Below are 17,082 nucleotides of genomic sequence, written 5' to 3' on the forward strand. Positions count from 1 at the left end.
TAGATTGGTAAGAGTTCTTTCGACCCAGGAAGTGACGGCTTTGCAGGATTCATCGTTCCAACCCAGTTTTCCGGCCCCCGGACAGCCCATCGACGAACTCGCGCTGGCTGAGATCAAGGGCGCGATCCTGGCAAAGCTGCGTCTTGCCATCGGCAAGGACGCGGGCATGGCGACGAAACACGACTGGTACCAGGCCGCGGCGCTGGCGCTGCGCGACCGCATCGTGCATCGCTGGCTGACAGCCGAGAAGCACAGCTACGATGCGGGACGCAAGCGGGTCTATTATCTCTCGCTCGAATTCCTGATCGGCCGCCTGTTCACCGACGCGCTCAACAACATGGGGCTGCTGAAGATCTTCGAGGTCGCACTCGGCGATCTCGGCGTCTCGCTGCCGGAGTTGCGCAAATGCGAGCCGGACGCCGCGCTCGGCAATGGCGGCCTCGGCCGCCTCGCCGCCTGCTTCATGGAGAGCATGGCGACGCTCTCGATTCCCGCGATCGGCTACGGCATCCGCTACGATTACGGCCTGTTCCGCCAGATCATCAATCAGGGCTGGCAGCAGGAATATCCCGATGAATGGCTGAGCTTCGGCAACCCCTGGGAACTGCAGCGGCCCGAGGTGATCTACGACGTCAATTTCGGCGGCGGCGTCGAGCATGTCGAGGACAAGGGCCGCGACCGCGCGATCTGGCATCCGGGTGAGACCGTGCAGGCGATCGCCTATGACACGCCGATCGTCGGCTGGCGCGGCCATCACGTCAATGCGCTGCGCCTGTGGTCGGCGCGCTCGCCCGATCCGTTGAAGCTCGATGCCTTCAACAAGGGCGATTATGTCAGCGCCAACGCCGAGCAGGCGCGGGCGGAGGCGATTTGCAAGTTCCTCTATCCGAACGACGAAAGCCCGGCGGGCCGCGAGCTGCGGCTGCGCCAGGAATATTTCTTCGTGTCGGCCTCGCTCCAGGACCTGGTGAAACGGCATCTCGCCTCCGACGGCCAGCTGCGCAGCCTCGCAGGCAAGGTCGCGGTGCAGCTCAACGACACCCATCCGAGCCTTGCCGTCACCGAGCTGATGCGGATCCTCGTCGACCTCCACAATTTCCGCTGGGACGAGGCCTGGAAGATCACGGTCGCCACCCTCTCCTACACCAACCACACGCTGCTGCCCGAGGCGCTGGAGACCTGGCCGGTCGAGCTGTTCGAACGGCTGTTGCCGCGGCATCTGGAGATCATCTACCGGATCAACGTGCAGCATCTGGCCCTTGCGGAGGCGCGTTGCCCCGGCGACATCGACTTCCGCGCCTCGGTCTCGCTGATCGACGAGAAGAGCGGCCGCCGGGTGCGCATGGGCCAGCTCGCCTTCGTCGGCTCGCACCGCATCAACGGCGTCTCGGCGATGCATTCCGACCTGATGCGCGAGACCGTGTTCCACGATCTCAACCATCTCTATCCCGGCCGTATCACCAACAAGACAAACGGCATCACCTTCCGCCGCTGGCTGATGCTGGCGAACCCGAAGCTGACCGACCTGTTGCGCGAGACCTGCGGCGATGCCGTGCTCGACGACCCCACCCAGCTCAGCCTGATCGAGGCGCGCGCCAGCGACGTCGAGTTCCAGAAGGCATTCCGCAGCGTCAAGCACCACAACAAGACGGCCCTGGCGCGCCTGATCGGCGAGCGGCTCGGCATCAAGGTCGATCCGGGCGCGCTGTTCGACGTGCAGATCAAGCGCATCCACGAGTACAAGCGCCAGCTGCTCAACGTCATCGAGACGGTCGCGCTGTACCAGGCGATCAAGGACGACCCCAGCGGCAATTGGGTGCCGCGGGTGAAGATCTTCGCCGGCAAGGCGGCGGCGAGCTATCGCTACGCCAAGCTGATCATCAAGCTGATCAACGACGTCGCCGAAATCGTCAACAACGATCCCGCGATCGACGGCAAGCTCAAGGTCGTGTTCCTGCCCGACTACAATGTCAGCCTCGCCGAGGTGATCATTCCCGCGGCCGATCTCTCCGAGCAGATCTCCACCGCCGGCATGGAAGCCTCGGGCACCGGCAATATGAAGCTGGCGCTCAACGGCGCCATCACCATCGGCACGCTCGACGGCGCCAATATCGAGATCCGCGACCATGTCGGAGCTGAGAACATCGCGATCTTCGGCATGGAGGCCGGCGACGTGATGATCCGGCGCAAGCAGGGGCTCGACGCCTCCGACGTGATCCGCAATTCGCCGAAGCTGCAGCGCGCCATCAACGCGATCGGCGCCGGCGAGTTCTCGCCCGGCGAGCCCGGCCGCTTCGAATCCATCGCGCATGCGCTGCGCTATCTCGACCATTACATGGTCAGCGCCGATTTCGATTCCTACTACGAGGCGCAGCGCGCGGTCGACGCGCGCTGGCTGGTCTCGTCGGCATGGACACGCGCCTCCATCCTCAACGTCGCGCGCATGGCCTGGTTCTCCTCCGACCGCACCATCCGCGAATACGCCGAGGAAATCTGGAACGTGCCGGTCAACCCGACCACGCCGGTGCTGCCGGATCTGCGCAACGCCGCAGGTTGATTTTCCGCGGCGTGAAATCGGCGTTACCTGCGAGGTTATTGCATCTCGCAGGGCGGATGATGATATGATTGTCATCATCCCCAGAGCGGGGTCGGCACTATCGACGCCGCAACCTCAAACGCCGTCATTGCGAGCGCAGCGAAGCAGTCCAGTTTCTTTCCGCGGAGGCAGTCCGGATTGCTTCGCAGCGCTCGCAATGACGGTGGGGAGACACCGAGGACTCCAATGCACGCCAAGCTCCCGCACCCGTTCGACGATGCCACCCGCGTCACCGCCGGCGACTCCAGCTGGCAGGGACACACCAGCGACGATTACTGGGCCTTCGTCGGCCCGTTCGGCGGCGCCACCGCCGCGACCATTTTGCGCGCGCTGATCGAGCATCCGCAAGCCGCCGGCGATCCGCTGGCGCTGACCGTCAATTACTGCGCGCCGATCGCGAGGGGTCCGTTCGATCTCGACGTGCGGCTGGTGAAGGCCAATCGCTCCAGCCAGCATTGGAGCGTCGAGCTCAGCCAGGGCGGCGGCGAGGTCGCAACGCTCGCGACCGCGGTGTTCGCCGAGCGGCGGCCGTCCTGGGAGCACCGCGTGGCGCAATACCCGGATGCAAAGCCGTTCGAAGAGACGATGCCGTTTCCGAAAATCTCGGCGTCCTGGGCCAACCAGTACGAGTTCCGCTTCGTCGAGGGCGAGATGCGGATCGGCCCGCAGCAGGCCGAGCCCGCCAGCACCTACTCGAAGATCTGGATCAGCGACCGTACGCCGCGCAAGCTCGACATGCTGTCGCTGACGTCGATGTCCGATGCCTTCTTCGGCCGCATCTTCCACGCGCGCCGCGAGCTGGTGCCGTTCGGCACGGTGTCGCTGACGACCTATTTCCACACCGACAGCGCAGAGCTCGCGACTGAAGACATCACGCGCGTGCTCGCGACGGCCGATTCGAAGATCATGCACAAGAGCTACGCCGACCAGAACGCCGAGCTGTGGTCGCCGAACGGCAGGCTGCTCGCGACCACGACGCAGATCGCGTATTTCAAGGCCTGAGGTCTCGCACCGATGTCGTCCCCGCGAACGCGGGGACCCATAACCACAGAGAGTAATTTGGCGAAGACTCATAGTGACCCTTTCTTCGCCGGCACTTGCACTGCACTCCCTCGATAGATCACGCGGTATGGGTCCCCGCGTACGCGGGGACGACACTGAGTGTGTGGTTCGCGCAAGTGCCCATAAACAAAAAGGGCGGCCTCACGGCCGCCCTTTTGCAATCTCAAATTATGCGAGCTTACTCCGCCGCGAGCTTCACATCCGGCGCGGCGGCGCGCACCTCGGCGTCGACCTGGGCTTCGAACTTGGCAAAGTTCTTCTGGAACATGCCGACCAGGGCACGGGCGGTCTTGTCGAACTCGTCCTTGTCCTTCCACGTGTTGACCGGGTTGAGGATCTCGCTCGGCACGCCCGGCAGCGCGGTCGGGACCGCGAAGCCGAAATATCTGTCGGTGCGGAATTCGACGTTGCGCAAGCTTCCGTCGAGCGCGGCGGTGAGCAGCGCGCGCGTCACCTTGATCGGCATGCGCGAGCCGACGCCGTATTTGCCGCCGGTCCAGCCGGTGTTGACCAGCCAGCAGTCGACGTTGTGCTGGGCGATGAGGTCGCGCAGCATGTTGCCGTAGACCGAGGGGTCGAGCGGCAGGAAGGGCGATCCGAAGCAGGTGGAGAATTCGGGCTGCGGCTCGTTGCCGAGGCCGCGCTCGGTGCCGGCGACCTTGGCGGTGTAGCCGGAGAGGAAGTGATACATCGCCTGCGCCGGCGACAGCTTTGCGATCGGAGGAAGCACGCCGAAGGCGTCGGCGGCGAGCATCACCACGTTCTTCGGCTGCGGCGCGCGGCCGGTGCGCGAGGCGTTCGGGATGAACTCGAGCGGGTACGCCGACCGCGTGTTCTCGGTCTTGGAGCCGTCGTCGAAATCGACCACGCGGGTGTCTTCGTCGAGCACGCAGTTCTCGAGCACCGCGCCGAAGCGGGTCGAGGCCGCATAGATCTCCGGCTCGGCCTCCTTCGAGAGCTTGATGCACTTGGCGTAGCAGCCGCCCTCGAAATTGAAGACGCCGTTCGGGCCCCAGCCGTGCTCGTCGTCGCCGATCAGCGTGCGGTTGGGATCGGCCGACAGCGTGGTCTTGCCGGTGCCCGACAGGCCGAAGAAGATCGCGGTGTCGCCCTTGGCGCCGACATTGGCCGAGCAGTGCATCGGCATCACGCCGCGCTCGGGCAGATAGTAGTTCAGCGTGGTGAAGACCGACTTCTTCATCTCGCCGGCATAATAAGACCCGCCGATCAGGACGATCTTGCGGGTGAAATCGATCGCGACCACGTTCTCCGAGCGCACGCCGTGGCGTTTAGGATCGGCGCGGAAGCTCGGCATGTCGATGATGGTGAGCTCCGGCACGAAAGTCGACAGCTCGATCGCCTCGGGGCGGATCAACAGCGTGCGGATGAACAGCGAGTGCCAGGCGAGCTCGGTGAAGACGCGCGTCTTGATCCGGTAGGCCGGATCGGCACCACCGTAGAGATCCTGCGCAAACAGCTTCTTGCCTTCGGCGTGCTTGAGGAAGTCCTGATAGAGCGTTTCGAACTGCTCCGCGGTGATCGACTGGTTGCCGGTCCACCACATCTTCTTGTCGGTGGTGGCGTCACGGACCGTGAACTTGTCCTTCGGGCTGCGGCCGGTGAACTCGCCCGTGTCGGCGCAGAGCGCACCGTCAGCGGAGAGCACCGCCTCACCCGCTGCGAGCGAGTATTGATAGAGTTGCGGCGCACCGAGATTCCAGTGCACCTGCTTGAGATTCTTTAAGCCGAATTTGTCGGCGCCGAAGGCACCGTTGCGCACGCCCGTCTCTTGCACGAAAGAATCCTCCTAGAACCCGCGACACTCAGCGCGACCAAGTTTGGCGCCCGCGGTCATCTTGATCAATGGGCCGTTCGGCCTCGGCTGAACGACCTAATAATCATGAACGCTCGCCTTGCCAAGCTGATCCCGCAGGATTTGGTTTATTCAAGGATCGCGCCAAACGTCGCGCATGTCAGCTCTGAGCAGCCGCGGCGAAAAAGTACGAATGATCGCGCAACCAAATGCGCGTTTGCGCGTTACCCGGGGTTATTGCGATGCACAATCGCCGCAGCGCAATCTTACCTGACCTCACCTTCGCCGATCAGTGCGAACGGCCCCCACATCGCGGGATAGGCATTGCGCGGCGATGAGGCGTCGTCGAGATAGGCTAACATCGCACGGCGCAAGGCTTCGGCGCGACCGAGCCTTGGTTCGTTCTTGAGCAGCGCGAACGTCGATGTGGTCAGGCGGGTGGCAGCTTCCGAATCCACGGCCCAATGCGAAACCAGCAGCGCGCGGGCACCTGCGTAGAAGAACGAGCGCGCCAATCCCGACAGCGCCTCGGCGCCGGGCTTGTCGCCCGCGATGGTGTTGCAGGCCGACAGCACCACCCAATCGGCGTTGAGCTTGAGCTGGGCCACTTCGCTCGCGGTGAGAAGACCGTCGTCGAGCTCCGACGGCTGATCCGGAATGGAGAGTGCAAGCGAGGGCTCGCCCAGTCCCTTGACGTCGCCGGCAACGAGGCCGTGGGTGGCAAAGTAGATGATGCCGTATTGGGCAAGCGCTGCACGCTTCAGCGTCGTTTCGCTGGCATCGCGTCCGAGATGGATATCGGCCGCGGCGGCACCGACGTCCCTCGCCACCGCATTCAACTCGTCGGCGGTGTCGGGCAGCTGCGGCAGCGCCTGCGCCAGCCGCGCGCGATCGACGCCTGCGCCGCGCCAGAACTCGGCATAGGCCATCGTCGCGATGCTGCGCGCGGCGATCTCGCCGCTCGCGGCGCGCCGGTCGGCAGGACCTTCGGCTGCAGGATTGAACACGGGATCGCCGAAACCGGTCATCGGCTTGATGCCGTGGTCCCTGCGGGCAAAGGCGCGCAGCGATTTCAGGCTGATCACCGACGGCAGCACCGAGACGGCCTGGCGCCGCAGCAGCCAGGCGGCATCGCGATAGCCTTCGGGCCTGTCCGGGATCGCCGCTTGCGGCTTCTCCGTGACCAGCAGATGAAACGGCAATGCGGTCAGCGCGGCCGACGGCACGACCAGCAGGTTGCGCTTGTCCTTCGTCAGCGCCTCGACCGGGCCGAGCAGCGCGGCATAGAGCTCGTTCGCGAGCGCAAGATCGAACAGTCCCGATTTGCCGGAGGCATCATGCGCCTTGCCGACATCCAGGCCCCTGCGGAAGGCGGCCACCTTCTGCGCCAGCGCATCCGCTCCGAGAGAAACCTCCTTCCAGTCGACGCCCTCGCGCGTGATCGCGACGACATAGCTCTGACTGTCGACGACGGAATAGATCACCATCGCCTCGTCGGCGGAGAGCAGCGGCTGGATCTCCTTCACCGTCAGCGGCAGCGGGTTGGAGAGCGAGGCATAGTCGGGAAACTCGACGGCGAGCGTCTTCTGCAATCCGTTGCGCGCGCTCGCGATCGCCGCGATCCGCGCGCGGCTGCGCTGCTCGGCCGCAACGTCGCGCTGCGCGGGCGGCTTCGACACCGCAGCGACGATCGCCTTGTCGAGCGCGTCGGATTCGGCCGCAAGATCCTGATCCTTGCGCACGAGCTCGGCGAGCCGGTCGCTGCCGGCGGCTAGCCGCACTGCGAGCTTGTTCACGGCGGAGGCGGCGGACGATTGCGTGCCGCGCTGGATCGCACCGAGCGCGTCATCGAGCGCCCTGTCGTTCGTCAGCAGCGATTGCTGCCGGGCAGCGAACAGGATCGGCAGCACCACGCGCAGCTGGGCACGATTGGCGACGAGCGTCTTCTGCGCGAATGGCAGAGCGTCCGCAGTCCGTCCCATCGCCTGAAGGAAATTGGCGAGATTGCCCGCAGAAGTCGCGACATCGGGATGATCCGGTCCGAGTGCACGCTCGCGGATCGCCAGGGCGCGACGATAAAGCGGCTCGGCCTCGGCATAGCGCTTCTGGTGCTGGTAGAGCCCGGCGAGATTGTTGAGCGAGCGCGCGACGTCGGGGTGTTCCGGCCCCAGCACCTTTTCGCGGATCGCGAGCGAGCGCTTGATCGGAGCTTCGGCATCGGCGTCGCGATTGAGGTCGCGATCGACCTGACCGATGTTGTTCAGGACGGTCGCGACCGCGGGATGCTCGGGCCCGGCTGCTTTCTGATAGATCGCGAGCGCACGCCGGAACAGCGGCTCGGCCTCGGCAAAGCGCTCCTGCTTCACATAAAGCGTGGCGAGATTGTTCAGAGCTCGGCCGACATCGGGATGCTCGCGCGACAGGCTCTTTTCGCTGACCGCGAGCGCGCGCTTGAACAGCGGCTCGGCTTCAGTGAAGCGGCCCTGCCGTTGATACAGCGCGGCGAGATTGTTCAGCTCGGGCGCGATCAAGCCGGTGTCGAGGCCGAGCGACTTCTCCATCAGCGCGATGGCGCGCTTGTAGACCGGCTCGGCCAGATCGTCGCGGCCCTGGCCGGCATGGACCTGGCCGAGATTGTTGAGCGCGGCGGACAGCTCGCGACCGTCGTTGGCCTTCTCCAGGCTCGCGACCATGGCCTGCGCCAGGGGCAACGCTTCGGTATATTTGCCGGCCTGATTGAGTGCGTTGATCCGCGCCCCCTGTGCGGCGAGATCGCCCTTCTGGGCGAGGGCCGGGGTGGCAAGCAACGTGATGATCGCGAGCGCCAGACCCGCGGCCGATGCCATACAATGACGCGTCATGACCCCTCTCGTTGCGAGCCCGAATACCATCACGGTCATGGGTCGCAGCGACGGGTCGCGGCGTTCAAGTCGTTGCGCTCTGGTCCATCTTCATGCGCGCTTCGCCGGCGAGGCGAACCAGCATCTTGCGCAGCGCCGTGCCGTCCGTGACCCGCTCCGGGAAGTCCAGCCGCAGTGTGGTCTGGCCGTCCTGCATGTCGAGGCCCTCAGGGTCGCAGCCGGTGCAGCGCCAGTCGCCCTCGGCGGCACCGAGGAGCTGCGTTGCGTAGAGGTTCATGGTGTCGCGATGGTCGGCATTCATGTGCCCGACGGCGCCCTCTTCCGCCGCCAGCAGGTCCTCGGCGCCGGTGAGATCCGTGAGAAACTGATCGGGCCTGAGGTCGACGATCCGGCCGAAGCCGGCGACCAGATGGGTCCCCGTGGGACGGATCCGGAAGAAGGAGAAATCCTTGAACGAAACAAAGCCCTCCGCCGATGGATGGGCACTGAGATACCGTCGCTGCAGCAGAGCCTTGTCGGCTTCGGCCTCCTCCGCCCGGCCGGAGAGCATGATCCGGGCGCCTTCCAGGGGATCGCCGGCCACGCGCTCGTCCAGCATCAGCGAGACCCGGCTGTCGGCGAGGATGTTCCGGGTGTGCACGGCCAGGCGCGAGATCAGCAGGATCGGCGAGCCATCGGGGTGGCTGGCGAGATTGACCAGGGAACAATAGGGATCGCCGCTGCCGGTCATCAGCGTCGCCAGGGCCCCCTGCCGGGACCGCCGCAGCAGCGATTTGGCGAGCTTTCCGGGGTCGAAATCGGGAGTCGGCTGCATCGGCTTTCTCTGGTCAGGTGGTTGCATGGAGGGCCTTCTTTCGGGTAAACGAGAGCCCGGTTATGGGTCGAGATGCGGCGAATCTGCCGTGTTTCGTGGAACTTGGTCACACTTCAGCCCAGCTTGCATTGCTCGGTGACAAGGTTCGAACGCCACTTCGGCACCCATGTATGTATGCGGCGCATCACTGGATTGCTCGCCGTTTCAAGCCACGACCCAAACGGAAAGCAGAAAGCAGAGGCTCATGCCCACAATCGCTTTGGTCGACGACGACCGCAACATTCTCACATCCGTCTCGATCGCGCTGGAAGCCGAAGGCTACCGCATCATGACTTACACCGACGGCGCCTCCGCGCTCGACGGTTTCCGCACCACCCAGCCCGATCTCGCCATCCTCGACATCAAGATGCCGCGCATGGACGGCATGGAGACGCTGCGCCGCCTGCGGCAGAAATCCGACCTGCCGGTGATCTTCCTCACCTCCAAGGACGAGGAGATCGACGAGCTGTTCGGCCTCAAGATGGGCGCCGACGACTTTATCCGCAAACCGTTCTCGCAGCGCCTGCTGGTCGAGCGCGTCAAGGCGGTGCTGCGCCGCTCTGCGCCGAAGGACCCGACCGTCGCGCCGAAGGAGAACGACGCCAAGGCGCTCGACCGCGGCCTGCTGCGCATGGACCCGGAACGCCACACCTGCACCTGGAAGAACGAGCCGGTGACGCTGACCGTCACCGAATTCCTGATCCTGCAGGCGCTCGCGACCCGGCCCGGCGTGGTGAAGAGCCGCAACGCGCTGATGGACGCCGCTTACGACGACCAGGTCTATGTCGACGACCGCACCATCGACAGCCACATCAAGCGGCTGCGCAAGAAGTTCAAGGTGGTCGACAATGAGTTCGAGATGATCGAGACGCTTTACGGCGTCGGCTACCGTTTCAAGGAAGCCTGAGGCGGCGGGCGCCCTTCACGAAGATCGATGTCATCTCCGGTTCTCGTTCCATCGGGACCAGGATCGCTCTAGGATGCGGGGACCTTCGCACGAGCTGTCCTAACGCGGGCGTGAGCATTGCTTGACCGAACGCAGCCTGACTCAGACCAGAGCGCCGGGGATCTTGCATCCAACGGCGTTCCGGAGCACGTCACTGATGAAAAGCCGCAGGGCTGGCGACCGCTGAACTGGCTGAAGCGCGCCGGGCAGTTCTTCTTCGCGCTGTCCTTCTCGAGCCTGACCCGGCGCATCGTCTCGCTCAACCTCGCCGGCCTCGTCGCGCTGGTGGCGAGCATCCTGTACCTGTCGCAATTCCGCGCCGGGCTGATCGACGCGCGCGCGCAGAGCCTTTTGGTGCAGGCCGAGATCATCGCCGGCGCGATCGCGGCCTCCGCGACCGTGCAGACCAACGCCATCACCATCGACCCCGACCGGCTGCTCGACCTCAAGCCGGGCGAGACCTATGGCGGCTCGGACGAGTATTCGCCGCTGGACTTCCCGATCAATCCGGAGCGCGTGGCACCGGTGCTGCGCACGCTGATCTCGCCGACCAAGACGCGCGCCCGCATCTACGATCCGAACGGCAGCCTGCTGCTCGACAGCCGCAACTTGGAAAACGTGCTGCGCTTCGATCTGCCGCCTCCGGCCGAGAAGCCCGGTTTCGTCGAGCGCGGCATGGTCGCGGTGCGCACCTGGCTGAACCGCGGCGACCTGCCGCTCTATCGCGAGCTCGGGCCCGAGAACGGCAATGGCTATGCGGAGGTGGGCGACGCGCTGCAGGGCCAGAAACGCTCGATGGTGCGGGTCAATGCGCGCGGCGAAGTGATCGTGTCGGTCGCTGTCCCGGTGCTGCGCTCGCGCGCGATCCACGGTGCGCTGATGCTGTCGACGCAAGGCGACGACATCGACCAGATGGTCACCGCCGAGCGCCTCGCCATCCTGAAGGTCGGCGGCGTCGCCGCCGCCGTCATGATCATGCTGTCGCTGCTGCTCGCGAGCACGATCGCCGGGCCCGTGCGCCGGCTCGCCGACAGCGCCGAGCGCGTCCGCCGCCGCATCAAGGCCCGCATCGAAATTCCCGACTTCACGCGCCGCCGCGACGAGATCGGCCATCTCTCCGGCGCGCTGCGCGACATGACCAGCGCGCTCTACAGCCGCATCGAGGCGATCGAGATGTTCGCCGCCGACGTCGCCCATGAATTGAAGAACCCGCTGACTTCGCTGCGCTCGGCGGTCGAGACGCTGCCGCTGGCGCGCAACGAGACCAGCCGCGCGCGCCTGCTCGAGGTGATCGAGCACGACGTCAAGCGGCTGGACCGGCTGATCTCCGACATCTCCGACGCCAGCCGCCTCGACGCCGAATTGCAGCGCCAGGATGCGATCCCGGTCGACCTGCGGCGCCTGCTGACGACGCTCGTATCGGTCGCCAATGAAACCAAGCTCGGCCACGACGTCGCGGTCGAGATGCGCTTCGAGGGCCGCAGCCCGACCGATACCTTCGCCGTGAGCGGCCACGATTCACGGCTCGGGCAGGTGGTCTCAAACCTGCTCTCCAACGCGCAGTCGTTCTCGGAAGCCGGCAGCAAGGTGCGTCTCACCTGCCGCCGCGTCCGCGGCGAGATCGAGATCGTGGTCGACGACGACGGCCCCGGCATTCGCGCCGACGCGCTGGAGCGCATCTTCGAGCGCTTCTACACCGACCGTCCGCATCAGGGTTTCGGCCAGAACTCCGGCCTCGGCCTGTCGATCTCCAAGCAGATCATCGACGCCCATGGCGGACGCATCTGGGCGGAGAACCGTCCTGGCCCGCTGGATGCCGAAGGGGCTCCGACGGTTGCCGGCGCGCGCTTCGTGGTCAGGCTGCCGGCCCTATGAGCGACGGCGGGCCCAGCGTTCACGCCTCCGCCGTCAAGGTCGGATCTCTGGCGGTGCTGATCCGCGGACCCTCGGGCTCCGGCAAGTCGCGCCTTGCCTTTGATTTGATCATGGCGGGACGCTCGGGCGTGGTCGAAAGGGCCGTTCTGGTCGGCGATGACCGTGTCCATCTGGCGACAGTCGGCCATGAAATTGAGGTGCGGCCCGCGCCGGTCTTGGCTGGCCTGATCGAGATCCGGGGCTTGGGAATCCGTCGCTGCGACTTCGTGGAGCATGCGACCGTCGGTCTCGTGGTCGATCTGGACGCGGCGGACGCGGAGCGCCTGCCTGCGGCGGAATCGTTGAAAACCAGCATTTTTGGTGTCGAAATACCGCGAGTCCCGGTCGGCCGCGACCATTCGCCCCTCCTCCTGGTTGTTGCGGCCTTGACCACTACCAAGAGTTCATCTTCCGTTAACCCTACCGGCGATTGTTCGAAGGGAAATTGTAACCATATGAACCCCAGTATCGCGACCGAATAGACCGGCGCAGCTCCCATTATCCATCCGTCTATATTCAGGGAGATACGCAACATCCCCTCTTGCGCGGGGGCTCTGGATGGTCAAAGTGGCGCGTTCGTGCGGTGCACCAAAAGCGCCCGCGAGGAGTTTTCCGATGATTGGTCTAGTACTTGTGACCCACGGGCGCCTTGCCGACGAATTCAAGGCAGCGCTTGAGCATGTCATGGGTCCACAAAAGCAAATCGAAGCGATCACGATCGGTGCCGAAGACGATTCCGATCTCTGCCGAAGCGACATCATCGAGGCGGTCAATCGCGTCGATTCCGGCGACGGCGTTGCGATCCTCACCGACATGTTCGGCGGCACGCCATCCAACCTTGCAATATCCTGCATGAGCCGGCCCAAGGTCGAAGTGCTCGCGGGCATCAACCTTCCCATGCTGGTGAAGCTCGCCAAGGTGCGCGAGGAGCGTTCGCTGCCCGACGCGATCGCGATGGCTCAGGAAGCGGGCCGCAAATACGTCACCATCGCCAGCCGCGTGCTCGCCGGCAAATGAGCGGGGAGGCGTCACAAGCGGGGACAGGCGTGCCCGCGGGCGCGATCTCCAAGGATCTCCTGATCATCAACAAGCGCGGCCTGCACGCCCGCGCCTCCGCGAAATTCGTCCAGGCGGTCGAGCGCTTCGACGCGCAGGTGTGGGTGACGCGCGGCGGCGAGACCGTCGGCGGCACCTCGATCATGGGCCTGATGATGCTCGCCGCCGGTCCCGGCACGACGATCACGGTATCCGCCGCCGGCACGGATGCCGAAGCCGCGCTCGCGGCGATCACCGAACTCGTCGAGAGCAAGTTCAACGAGGAAGGGATCTGAGCCACGCGCTCGGTGCCGTAGGGTGGGCAAAGCGAAGCGCGCCCACATCTTCCATCGCGATTACCGAGAGATGGTGGGCACGGCGCTTCGCGCCTTTGCCCACCCTACGAGACCGACAACGCCGCGATCACTTCCCAGGCGCTGCGATGTAGATGTTCCAGGTCACCGACGGGCCCGCCCTCCCGTGGGTGAAGCGGCGCGTCGTCATCACGATGCGCTCGGCGTTCGGCGCGGTCTCGGACATCCATTTCTCGAACTTGGGCAGGCGTTCGTCGGTCGCATCGAACACGCCGATGAAGCCGTATCTCTTGATGTCGTCGAGCGAGGTCAGCCCGGAAGCCCAGGCTTCGTTGGGCGTGAACGGGCTGGGGTGATCGGGGCTGTAGAACACCATCGGCTGAATCGTTTCCATCGTTCCCGCGACGACGGCCCAGCGCGAAGCGAAGCGCGCGTGCCAGGCCTGGGTCAGCTCGCGCGCCAGCTCCGAGCGCGCGCCATAGGTCGCGGTGTTGCCGGCATTGGCCGCCATCTCGCGCGCGGCGATCCAGGGCGAAGCGGCGAGCGTCGCAGCGCTGAGCACGAGCCAGATCGCGGCGATGTTGAACAGCACGGCGCTCTGCACCCGCAACGCAGGAATCGCGACCAGCGCGAGCGGGACCAGGAAGAACAGCGAGATGCCCCAATCGGTCTTCATGTAGATGCTGAAGACCAGGGCGCCGAGCGGCGGGCCGAAGGCGACGATGATCTGGATCATCCAGACGTTCAGCGCCTGCGAAAGATTGACGCCGGGATTGACGCCGCGTGCCCAGGCGCGCGTGACGATGCGCGAGGGGTCGCGCAGCAGCAACTTGATCCACGGCGGCACCAGCGCCATGGCCAGCGCCGCGAGCGCAACCGGCAATGCCAGCAACCCGAAATTATGCAGCACATAGCCGGCGACGAGCTGATGCACCTGACCGCTGTCCTGGAGGCTGTAGGTGTCGCCGGCATAGGTCAGCGGCACGAAATGCGCGTCCGCCAGCCAGACGATGTGCGGGATCATCGCCACGACCATGGTCGCGATCGCCACCCATGGCGCGGGCGACGACAGGAATCGCAACCGGTCGGGATGGATCAGCGCGGCGAGGCCGATGGCGCCGATCATGGTCAGCACCCAATATTTGGTCATCAGCGCCAGCGCGCCGGCAAGGCCGAGCAAGATTCCGGATTGCCAGGTCCGCTTCTCGAATGAGTTGAGATAAGCGAGCACCAGGAGCGGCAGCGTGACGAGCTGGAGCAGGTCCGGGTTGTACTTGAAGCCCTTGAAATTGAAGATCGGGTAGAGTGCGATCATCACCACGACGAGGAACGCGCGTCGCGCATCCACCACGCGCAAGCTCACGAGCCAGCAGATCACCATGCCGACGCTCACCGTCGCCATAGCGAGCGCATAGGTCGCCCAGTCCGCCGCCGGGAACACCTTGAACCACAGGCCGGCCACCCAGCCCGACAACGGCGGGTGCTTGCCATAACCCCAGAGGAATTTCTGGCCCCAGCCATAGGCTTCTGCGACGTCCATGTGAACGTCCTGCGCCGCCTTGATATTGATCAGGATGAAGGTCCAGAGCACCGCATGCAGGATGGCGAGCTGGATCACCAGCCACAGGCGCGCCTCGGGACGGACCGCGCAGGCAACCAGCCAGGCCCGGAAGCGGTTGTAACTCAAGCGGGTCTTCGCCCGCGCTCTGGCGGATGGGATCGAGGTGGTGGACATGGGCCGTTGCGTAGCGCGTTTTGGCCTGCCGTGGAATCAGCTTGGCGTGAAGAAAGGCCCTGAAAATACAGCAATATGGTTGCCGCACGGGGATGTGAGTGGTATCCCGCGCCCATGACGACCGTCCCCATTTCCAACATCCGCAATTTCTCCATCGTCGCCCATATCGACCATGGCAAATCGACGCTGGCCGACCGCCTGATCCAGATGACCGGCGGCCTTTCCGACCGCGAGATGGCGGGCAAGGAGCAGGTGCTCGATTCCATGGACATCGAGCGCGAGCGCGGCATCACCATCAAGGCGCAGACGGTGCGCCTTCAGTACCGGGCCAAGGACGGCAAGGATTACATCTTCAACCTGATGGACACGCCCGGCCATGTCGACTTCGCCTACGAAGTCTCGCGGTCGCTGGCGGCGTGCGAGGGTTCCCTCCTGGTGGTCGACGCCAGCCAGGGCGTCGAGGCGCAGACGCTCGCCAACGTCTACCAGGCGCTCGACAACAATCACGAGATCGTCCCGGTCCTGAACAAGGTCGACCTGCCCGCCGCCGAGCCCGAGAAGGTCAAGCAGCAGATCGAGGACGTCATCGGCATCGACGCTTCGGATGCGGTGATGATCTCGGCCAAGACCGGCCTCGGCGTTCCCGATGTGCTGGAGGCCATCGTCACCCGCCTGCCGCCGCCGAAGGGCGATCGCGACGCCACGCTGAAGGCGCTGCTGGTCGACAGCTGGTACGACGTCTATCTCGGCGTCGTCGTCTTGGTGCGCATCGTCGACGGCACCATGAAGAAGGGCCAGCGCGTGCGCATGATGGGCACGGGCGCGGCCTACGACGTCGAGCGCGTCGGCTTCTTCACGCCGAAGATGACGCAGGTCGACGAGCTCGGCCCCGGCGAGATCGGCTTCATCACCGCCGCGATCAAGGAAGTCGCCGACACCCGCGTCGGCGACACCATCACCGACGACAGGAAGCCGGTCACGGAGATGCTGCCGGGCTTCAAGCCCGCGATCCCCGTGGTGTTCTGCGGCCTGTTCCCGGTCGACGCCGACGACTTCGAAACGCTGCGCGCCGCGATGGGCAAGCTGCGCCTCAACGACGCCAGCTTCTCGTTCGAGATGGAGACATCGGCCGCGCTCGGCTTCGGCTTCCGCTGCGGCTTCCTTGGCCTATTGCACCTCGAGATCATCCAGGAGCGGCTGTCGCGCGAGTTCGACCTGAACCTGATCGCGACCGCGCCGAGCGTCATCTACAAGATGAAGCTCACCGACGGCAGCGAGCTCGAGATCCACAATCCCGTCGACATGCCCGACGTGGTCAAGATCGCCGAGATCCAGGAGCCCTGGATCGAGGCGACGATCCTGACGCCCGACGAATATCTCGGCAGCGTGCTGAAGCTGTGCCAGGACCGCCGCGGCGCGCAGAAGGAGCTCACCTATGTCGGCTCCCGCGCCATGGTGAAATACGACCTGCCGCTCAACGAGGTCGTGTTCGACTTCTACGACCGGCTGAAGTCGGTCTCCAAGGGCTACGCCTCGTTCGACTATCACCTGACCGACTACAAGCCGGCCGATCTCGTCAAGATGCAGATCCTGGTCAATGGCGAGCCGGTCGACGCGCTCTCGATGCTGGTCCACCGCACCCGTGCCGAGGGGCGCGGCCGCGCCATGGTCGAGAAGATGAAGGAGCTGATCCCGCCGCACATGTTCCAGATCCCGATCCAGGCGGCGATCGGCGGCAAGGTGATCGCCCGCGAGACGGTGCGCGCACTGCGCAAGGACGTCACCGCAAAATGCTACGGCGGCGACATCACGCGCAAGCGCAAGCTTCTGGAGAAGCAGAAGGAAGGCAAGAAGAAGATGCGGCAGTTCGGCAAGGTCGACATCCCGCAGGAGGCCTTCATCGCCGCGCTGAAGGTGGATAGCTGAAGGCGCCGTCGCCCGCTTCCCTCTGCC

Annotated in this window: 12 protein-coding genes; 8 read left to right on the plus strand and 4 right to left on the minus strand. The window is 65.1% G+C overall.

Annotation, left to right across the window (positions count from 1 at the left end):
• The first annotated feature begins 40 nt into the window (after positions 1–40).
• Together ABIA42_RS29265 and ABIA42_RS29270 are read left to right on the plus strand one after the other, a co-directional pair.
• Positions 41–2,557: a glycogen/starch/alpha-glucan phosphorylase gene (locus tag ABIA42_RS29265; protein WP_370118671.1), complete on the plus strand. Its 2,517-nt coding sequence runs from the start codon at positions 41–43 to the stop codon at positions 2,555–2,557.
• Positions 2,558–2,782: 225 nt separating this feature from the next.
• Positions 2,783–3,598, plus strand: coding sequence for an acyl-CoA thioesterase II (locus ABIA42_RS29270; protein ID WP_271531358.1), 816 nt, complete (start codon positions 2,783–2,785; stop codon positions 3,596–3,598).
• 238 nt (positions 3,599–3,836) lie between these two features.
• On the opposite strand, the gene ABIA42_RS29275 is transcribed toward ABIA42_RS29270, so the two are convergent.
• The 3 genes from ABIA42_RS29275 to ABIA42_RS29285 all read right to left on the minus strand — a co-directional run bounded on the left by ABIA42_RS29275 (position 3,837) and on the right by ABIA42_RS29285 (position 9,146).
• On the minus strand, positions 3,837–5,453 hold the full coding sequence (locus tag ABIA42_RS29275) for a phosphoenolpyruvate carboxykinase (RefSeq protein WP_370118668.1): 1,617 nt from the start codon (positions 5,451–5,453) through the stop codon (positions 3,837–3,839).
• 284 nt (positions 5,454–5,737) lie between these two features.
• A complete protein-coding gene (locus ABIA42_RS29280) occupies positions 5,738–8,332 on the minus strand; it encodes a tetratricopeptide repeat protein (RefSeq protein WP_370118665.1) in 2,595 nt (864 codons plus the stop codon).
• A 64-nt stretch (positions 8,333–8,396) separates the two neighbouring features.
• Positions 8,397–9,146 carry a HugZ family protein gene (locus ABIA42_RS29285; RefSeq protein WP_370123869.1) on the minus strand — a complete coding sequence of 250 codons (750 nt, stop codon included), beginning with the start codon at positions 9,144–9,146 and terminating at the stop codon, positions 8,397–8,399.
• A 244-nt stretch (positions 9,147–9,390) separates the two neighbouring features.
• On the opposite strand from ABIA42_RS29285, the gene ABIA42_RS29290 reads away from it, so the two are divergent.
• From ABIA42_RS29290 to ABIA42_RS29310, 5 genes are all read left to right on the plus strand, one after another.
• Entirely contained in the window at positions 9,391–10,092 is a 702-nt protein-coding gene (locus tag ABIA42_RS29290; protein WP_008542552.1) for a response regulator transcription factor, read from the plus strand.
• A 117-nt stretch (positions 10,093–10,209) separates the two neighbouring features.
• On the plus strand, positions 10,210–12,006 hold the full coding sequence (locus ABIA42_RS29295) for a stimulus-sensing domain-containing protein (protein WP_370118662.1): 1,797 nt from the start codon (positions 10,210–10,212) through the stop codon (positions 12,004–12,006).
• Positions 12,003–12,527: an HPr kinase/phosphorylase gene (locus ABIA42_RS29300; RefSeq protein WP_370118659.1), complete on the plus strand. Its 525-nt coding sequence runs from the start codon at positions 12,003–12,005 to the stop codon at positions 12,525–12,527. The genes ABIA42_RS29295 and ABIA42_RS29300 overlap by 4 nt, the downstream gene beginning before the upstream one ends.
• Positions 12,528–12,660: 133 nt before the next feature.
• Positions 12,661–13,062, plus strand: a complete 402-nt coding sequence (locus tag ABIA42_RS29305) for a PTS sugar transporter subunit IIA (RefSeq protein WP_024339151.1) — start codon at positions 12,661–12,663, stop codon at positions 13,060–13,062.
• Positions 13,059–13,376 (plus strand): HPr family phosphocarrier protein, encoded by a 318-nt coding sequence (locus ABIA42_RS29310; RefSeq protein ID WP_271531350.1) that lies wholly within the window; start codon positions 13,059–13,061, stop codon positions 13,374–13,376. Before ABIA42_RS29305 ends, ABIA42_RS29310 begins: the two co-directional genes overlap by 4 nt.
• Before the next feature lie 127 nt (positions 13,377–13,503).
• On the opposite strand, the gene ABIA42_RS29315 is transcribed toward ABIA42_RS29310, so the two are convergent.
• Positions 13,504–15,129, minus strand: a complete 1,626-nt coding sequence (locus ABIA42_RS29315) for a glycosyltransferase family 39 protein (RefSeq protein WP_370118654.1) — start codon at positions 15,127–15,129, stop codon at positions 13,504–13,506.
• Between the two features lie 114 nt (positions 15,130–15,243).
• On the opposite strand from ABIA42_RS29315, the gene lepA reads away from it, so the two are divergent.
• Positions 15,244–17,055: a translation elongation factor 4 gene (gene lepA / locus ABIA42_RS29320; RefSeq protein WP_028178572.1), complete on the plus strand. Its 1,812-nt coding sequence runs from the start codon at positions 15,244–15,246 to the stop codon at positions 17,053–17,055.
• Positions 17,056–17,082 lie beyond the last annotated feature (27 nt).

Origin of the sequence: Bradyrhizobium sp. USDA 327, from assembly GCF_041262065.1 — a bacterium.
GTDB classification, from domain to species: Bacteria; Pseudomonadota; Alphaproteobacteria; order Rhizobiales; family Xanthobacteraceae; genus Bradyrhizobium; species Bradyrhizobium liaoningense.

Bases quoted from the DNA above. Each gene is read 5' to 3' on its own strand.
- ABIA42_RS29290 (WP_008542552.1), top strand. From the start codon at position 9,391: ATGCCCACAATCGCTTTGGTCGACGACGACCGCAACATTCTCACATCC.
- ABIA42_RS29310 (WP_271531350.1), top strand. From the start codon at position 13,059: ATGAGCGGGGAGGCGTCACAAGCGGGGACAGGCGTGCCCGCGGGCGCG.
- ABIA42_RS29300 (WP_370118659.1), top strand. From the start codon at position 12,003: ATGAGCGACGGCGGGCCCAGCGTTCACGCCTCCGCCGTCAAGGTCGGA.
- ABIA42_RS29280 (WP_370118665.1), bottom strand. From the start codon at position 8,332: ATGACGCGTCATTGTATGGCATCGGCCGCGGGTCTGGCGCTCGCGATC.
- lepA (WP_028178572.1), top strand. From the start codon at position 15,244: ATGACGACCGTCCCCATTTCCAACATCCGCAATTTCTCCATCGTCGCC.
- ABIA42_RS29270 (WP_271531358.1), top strand. From the start codon at position 2,783: ATGCACGCCAAGCTCCCGCACCCGTTCGACGATGCCACCCGCGTCACC.
- ABIA42_RS29285 (WP_370123869.1), bottom strand. From the start codon at position 9,146: ATGCAGCCGACTCCCGATTTCGACCCCGGAAAGCTCGCCAAATCGCTG.
- ABIA42_RS29305 (WP_024339151.1), top strand. From the start codon at position 12,661: ATGATTGGTCTAGTACTTGTGACCCACGGGCGCCTTGCCGACGAATTC.
- ABIA42_RS29315 (WP_370118654.1), bottom strand. From the start codon at position 15,129: ATGTCCACCACCTCGATCCCATCCGCCAGAGCGCGGGCGAAGACCCGC.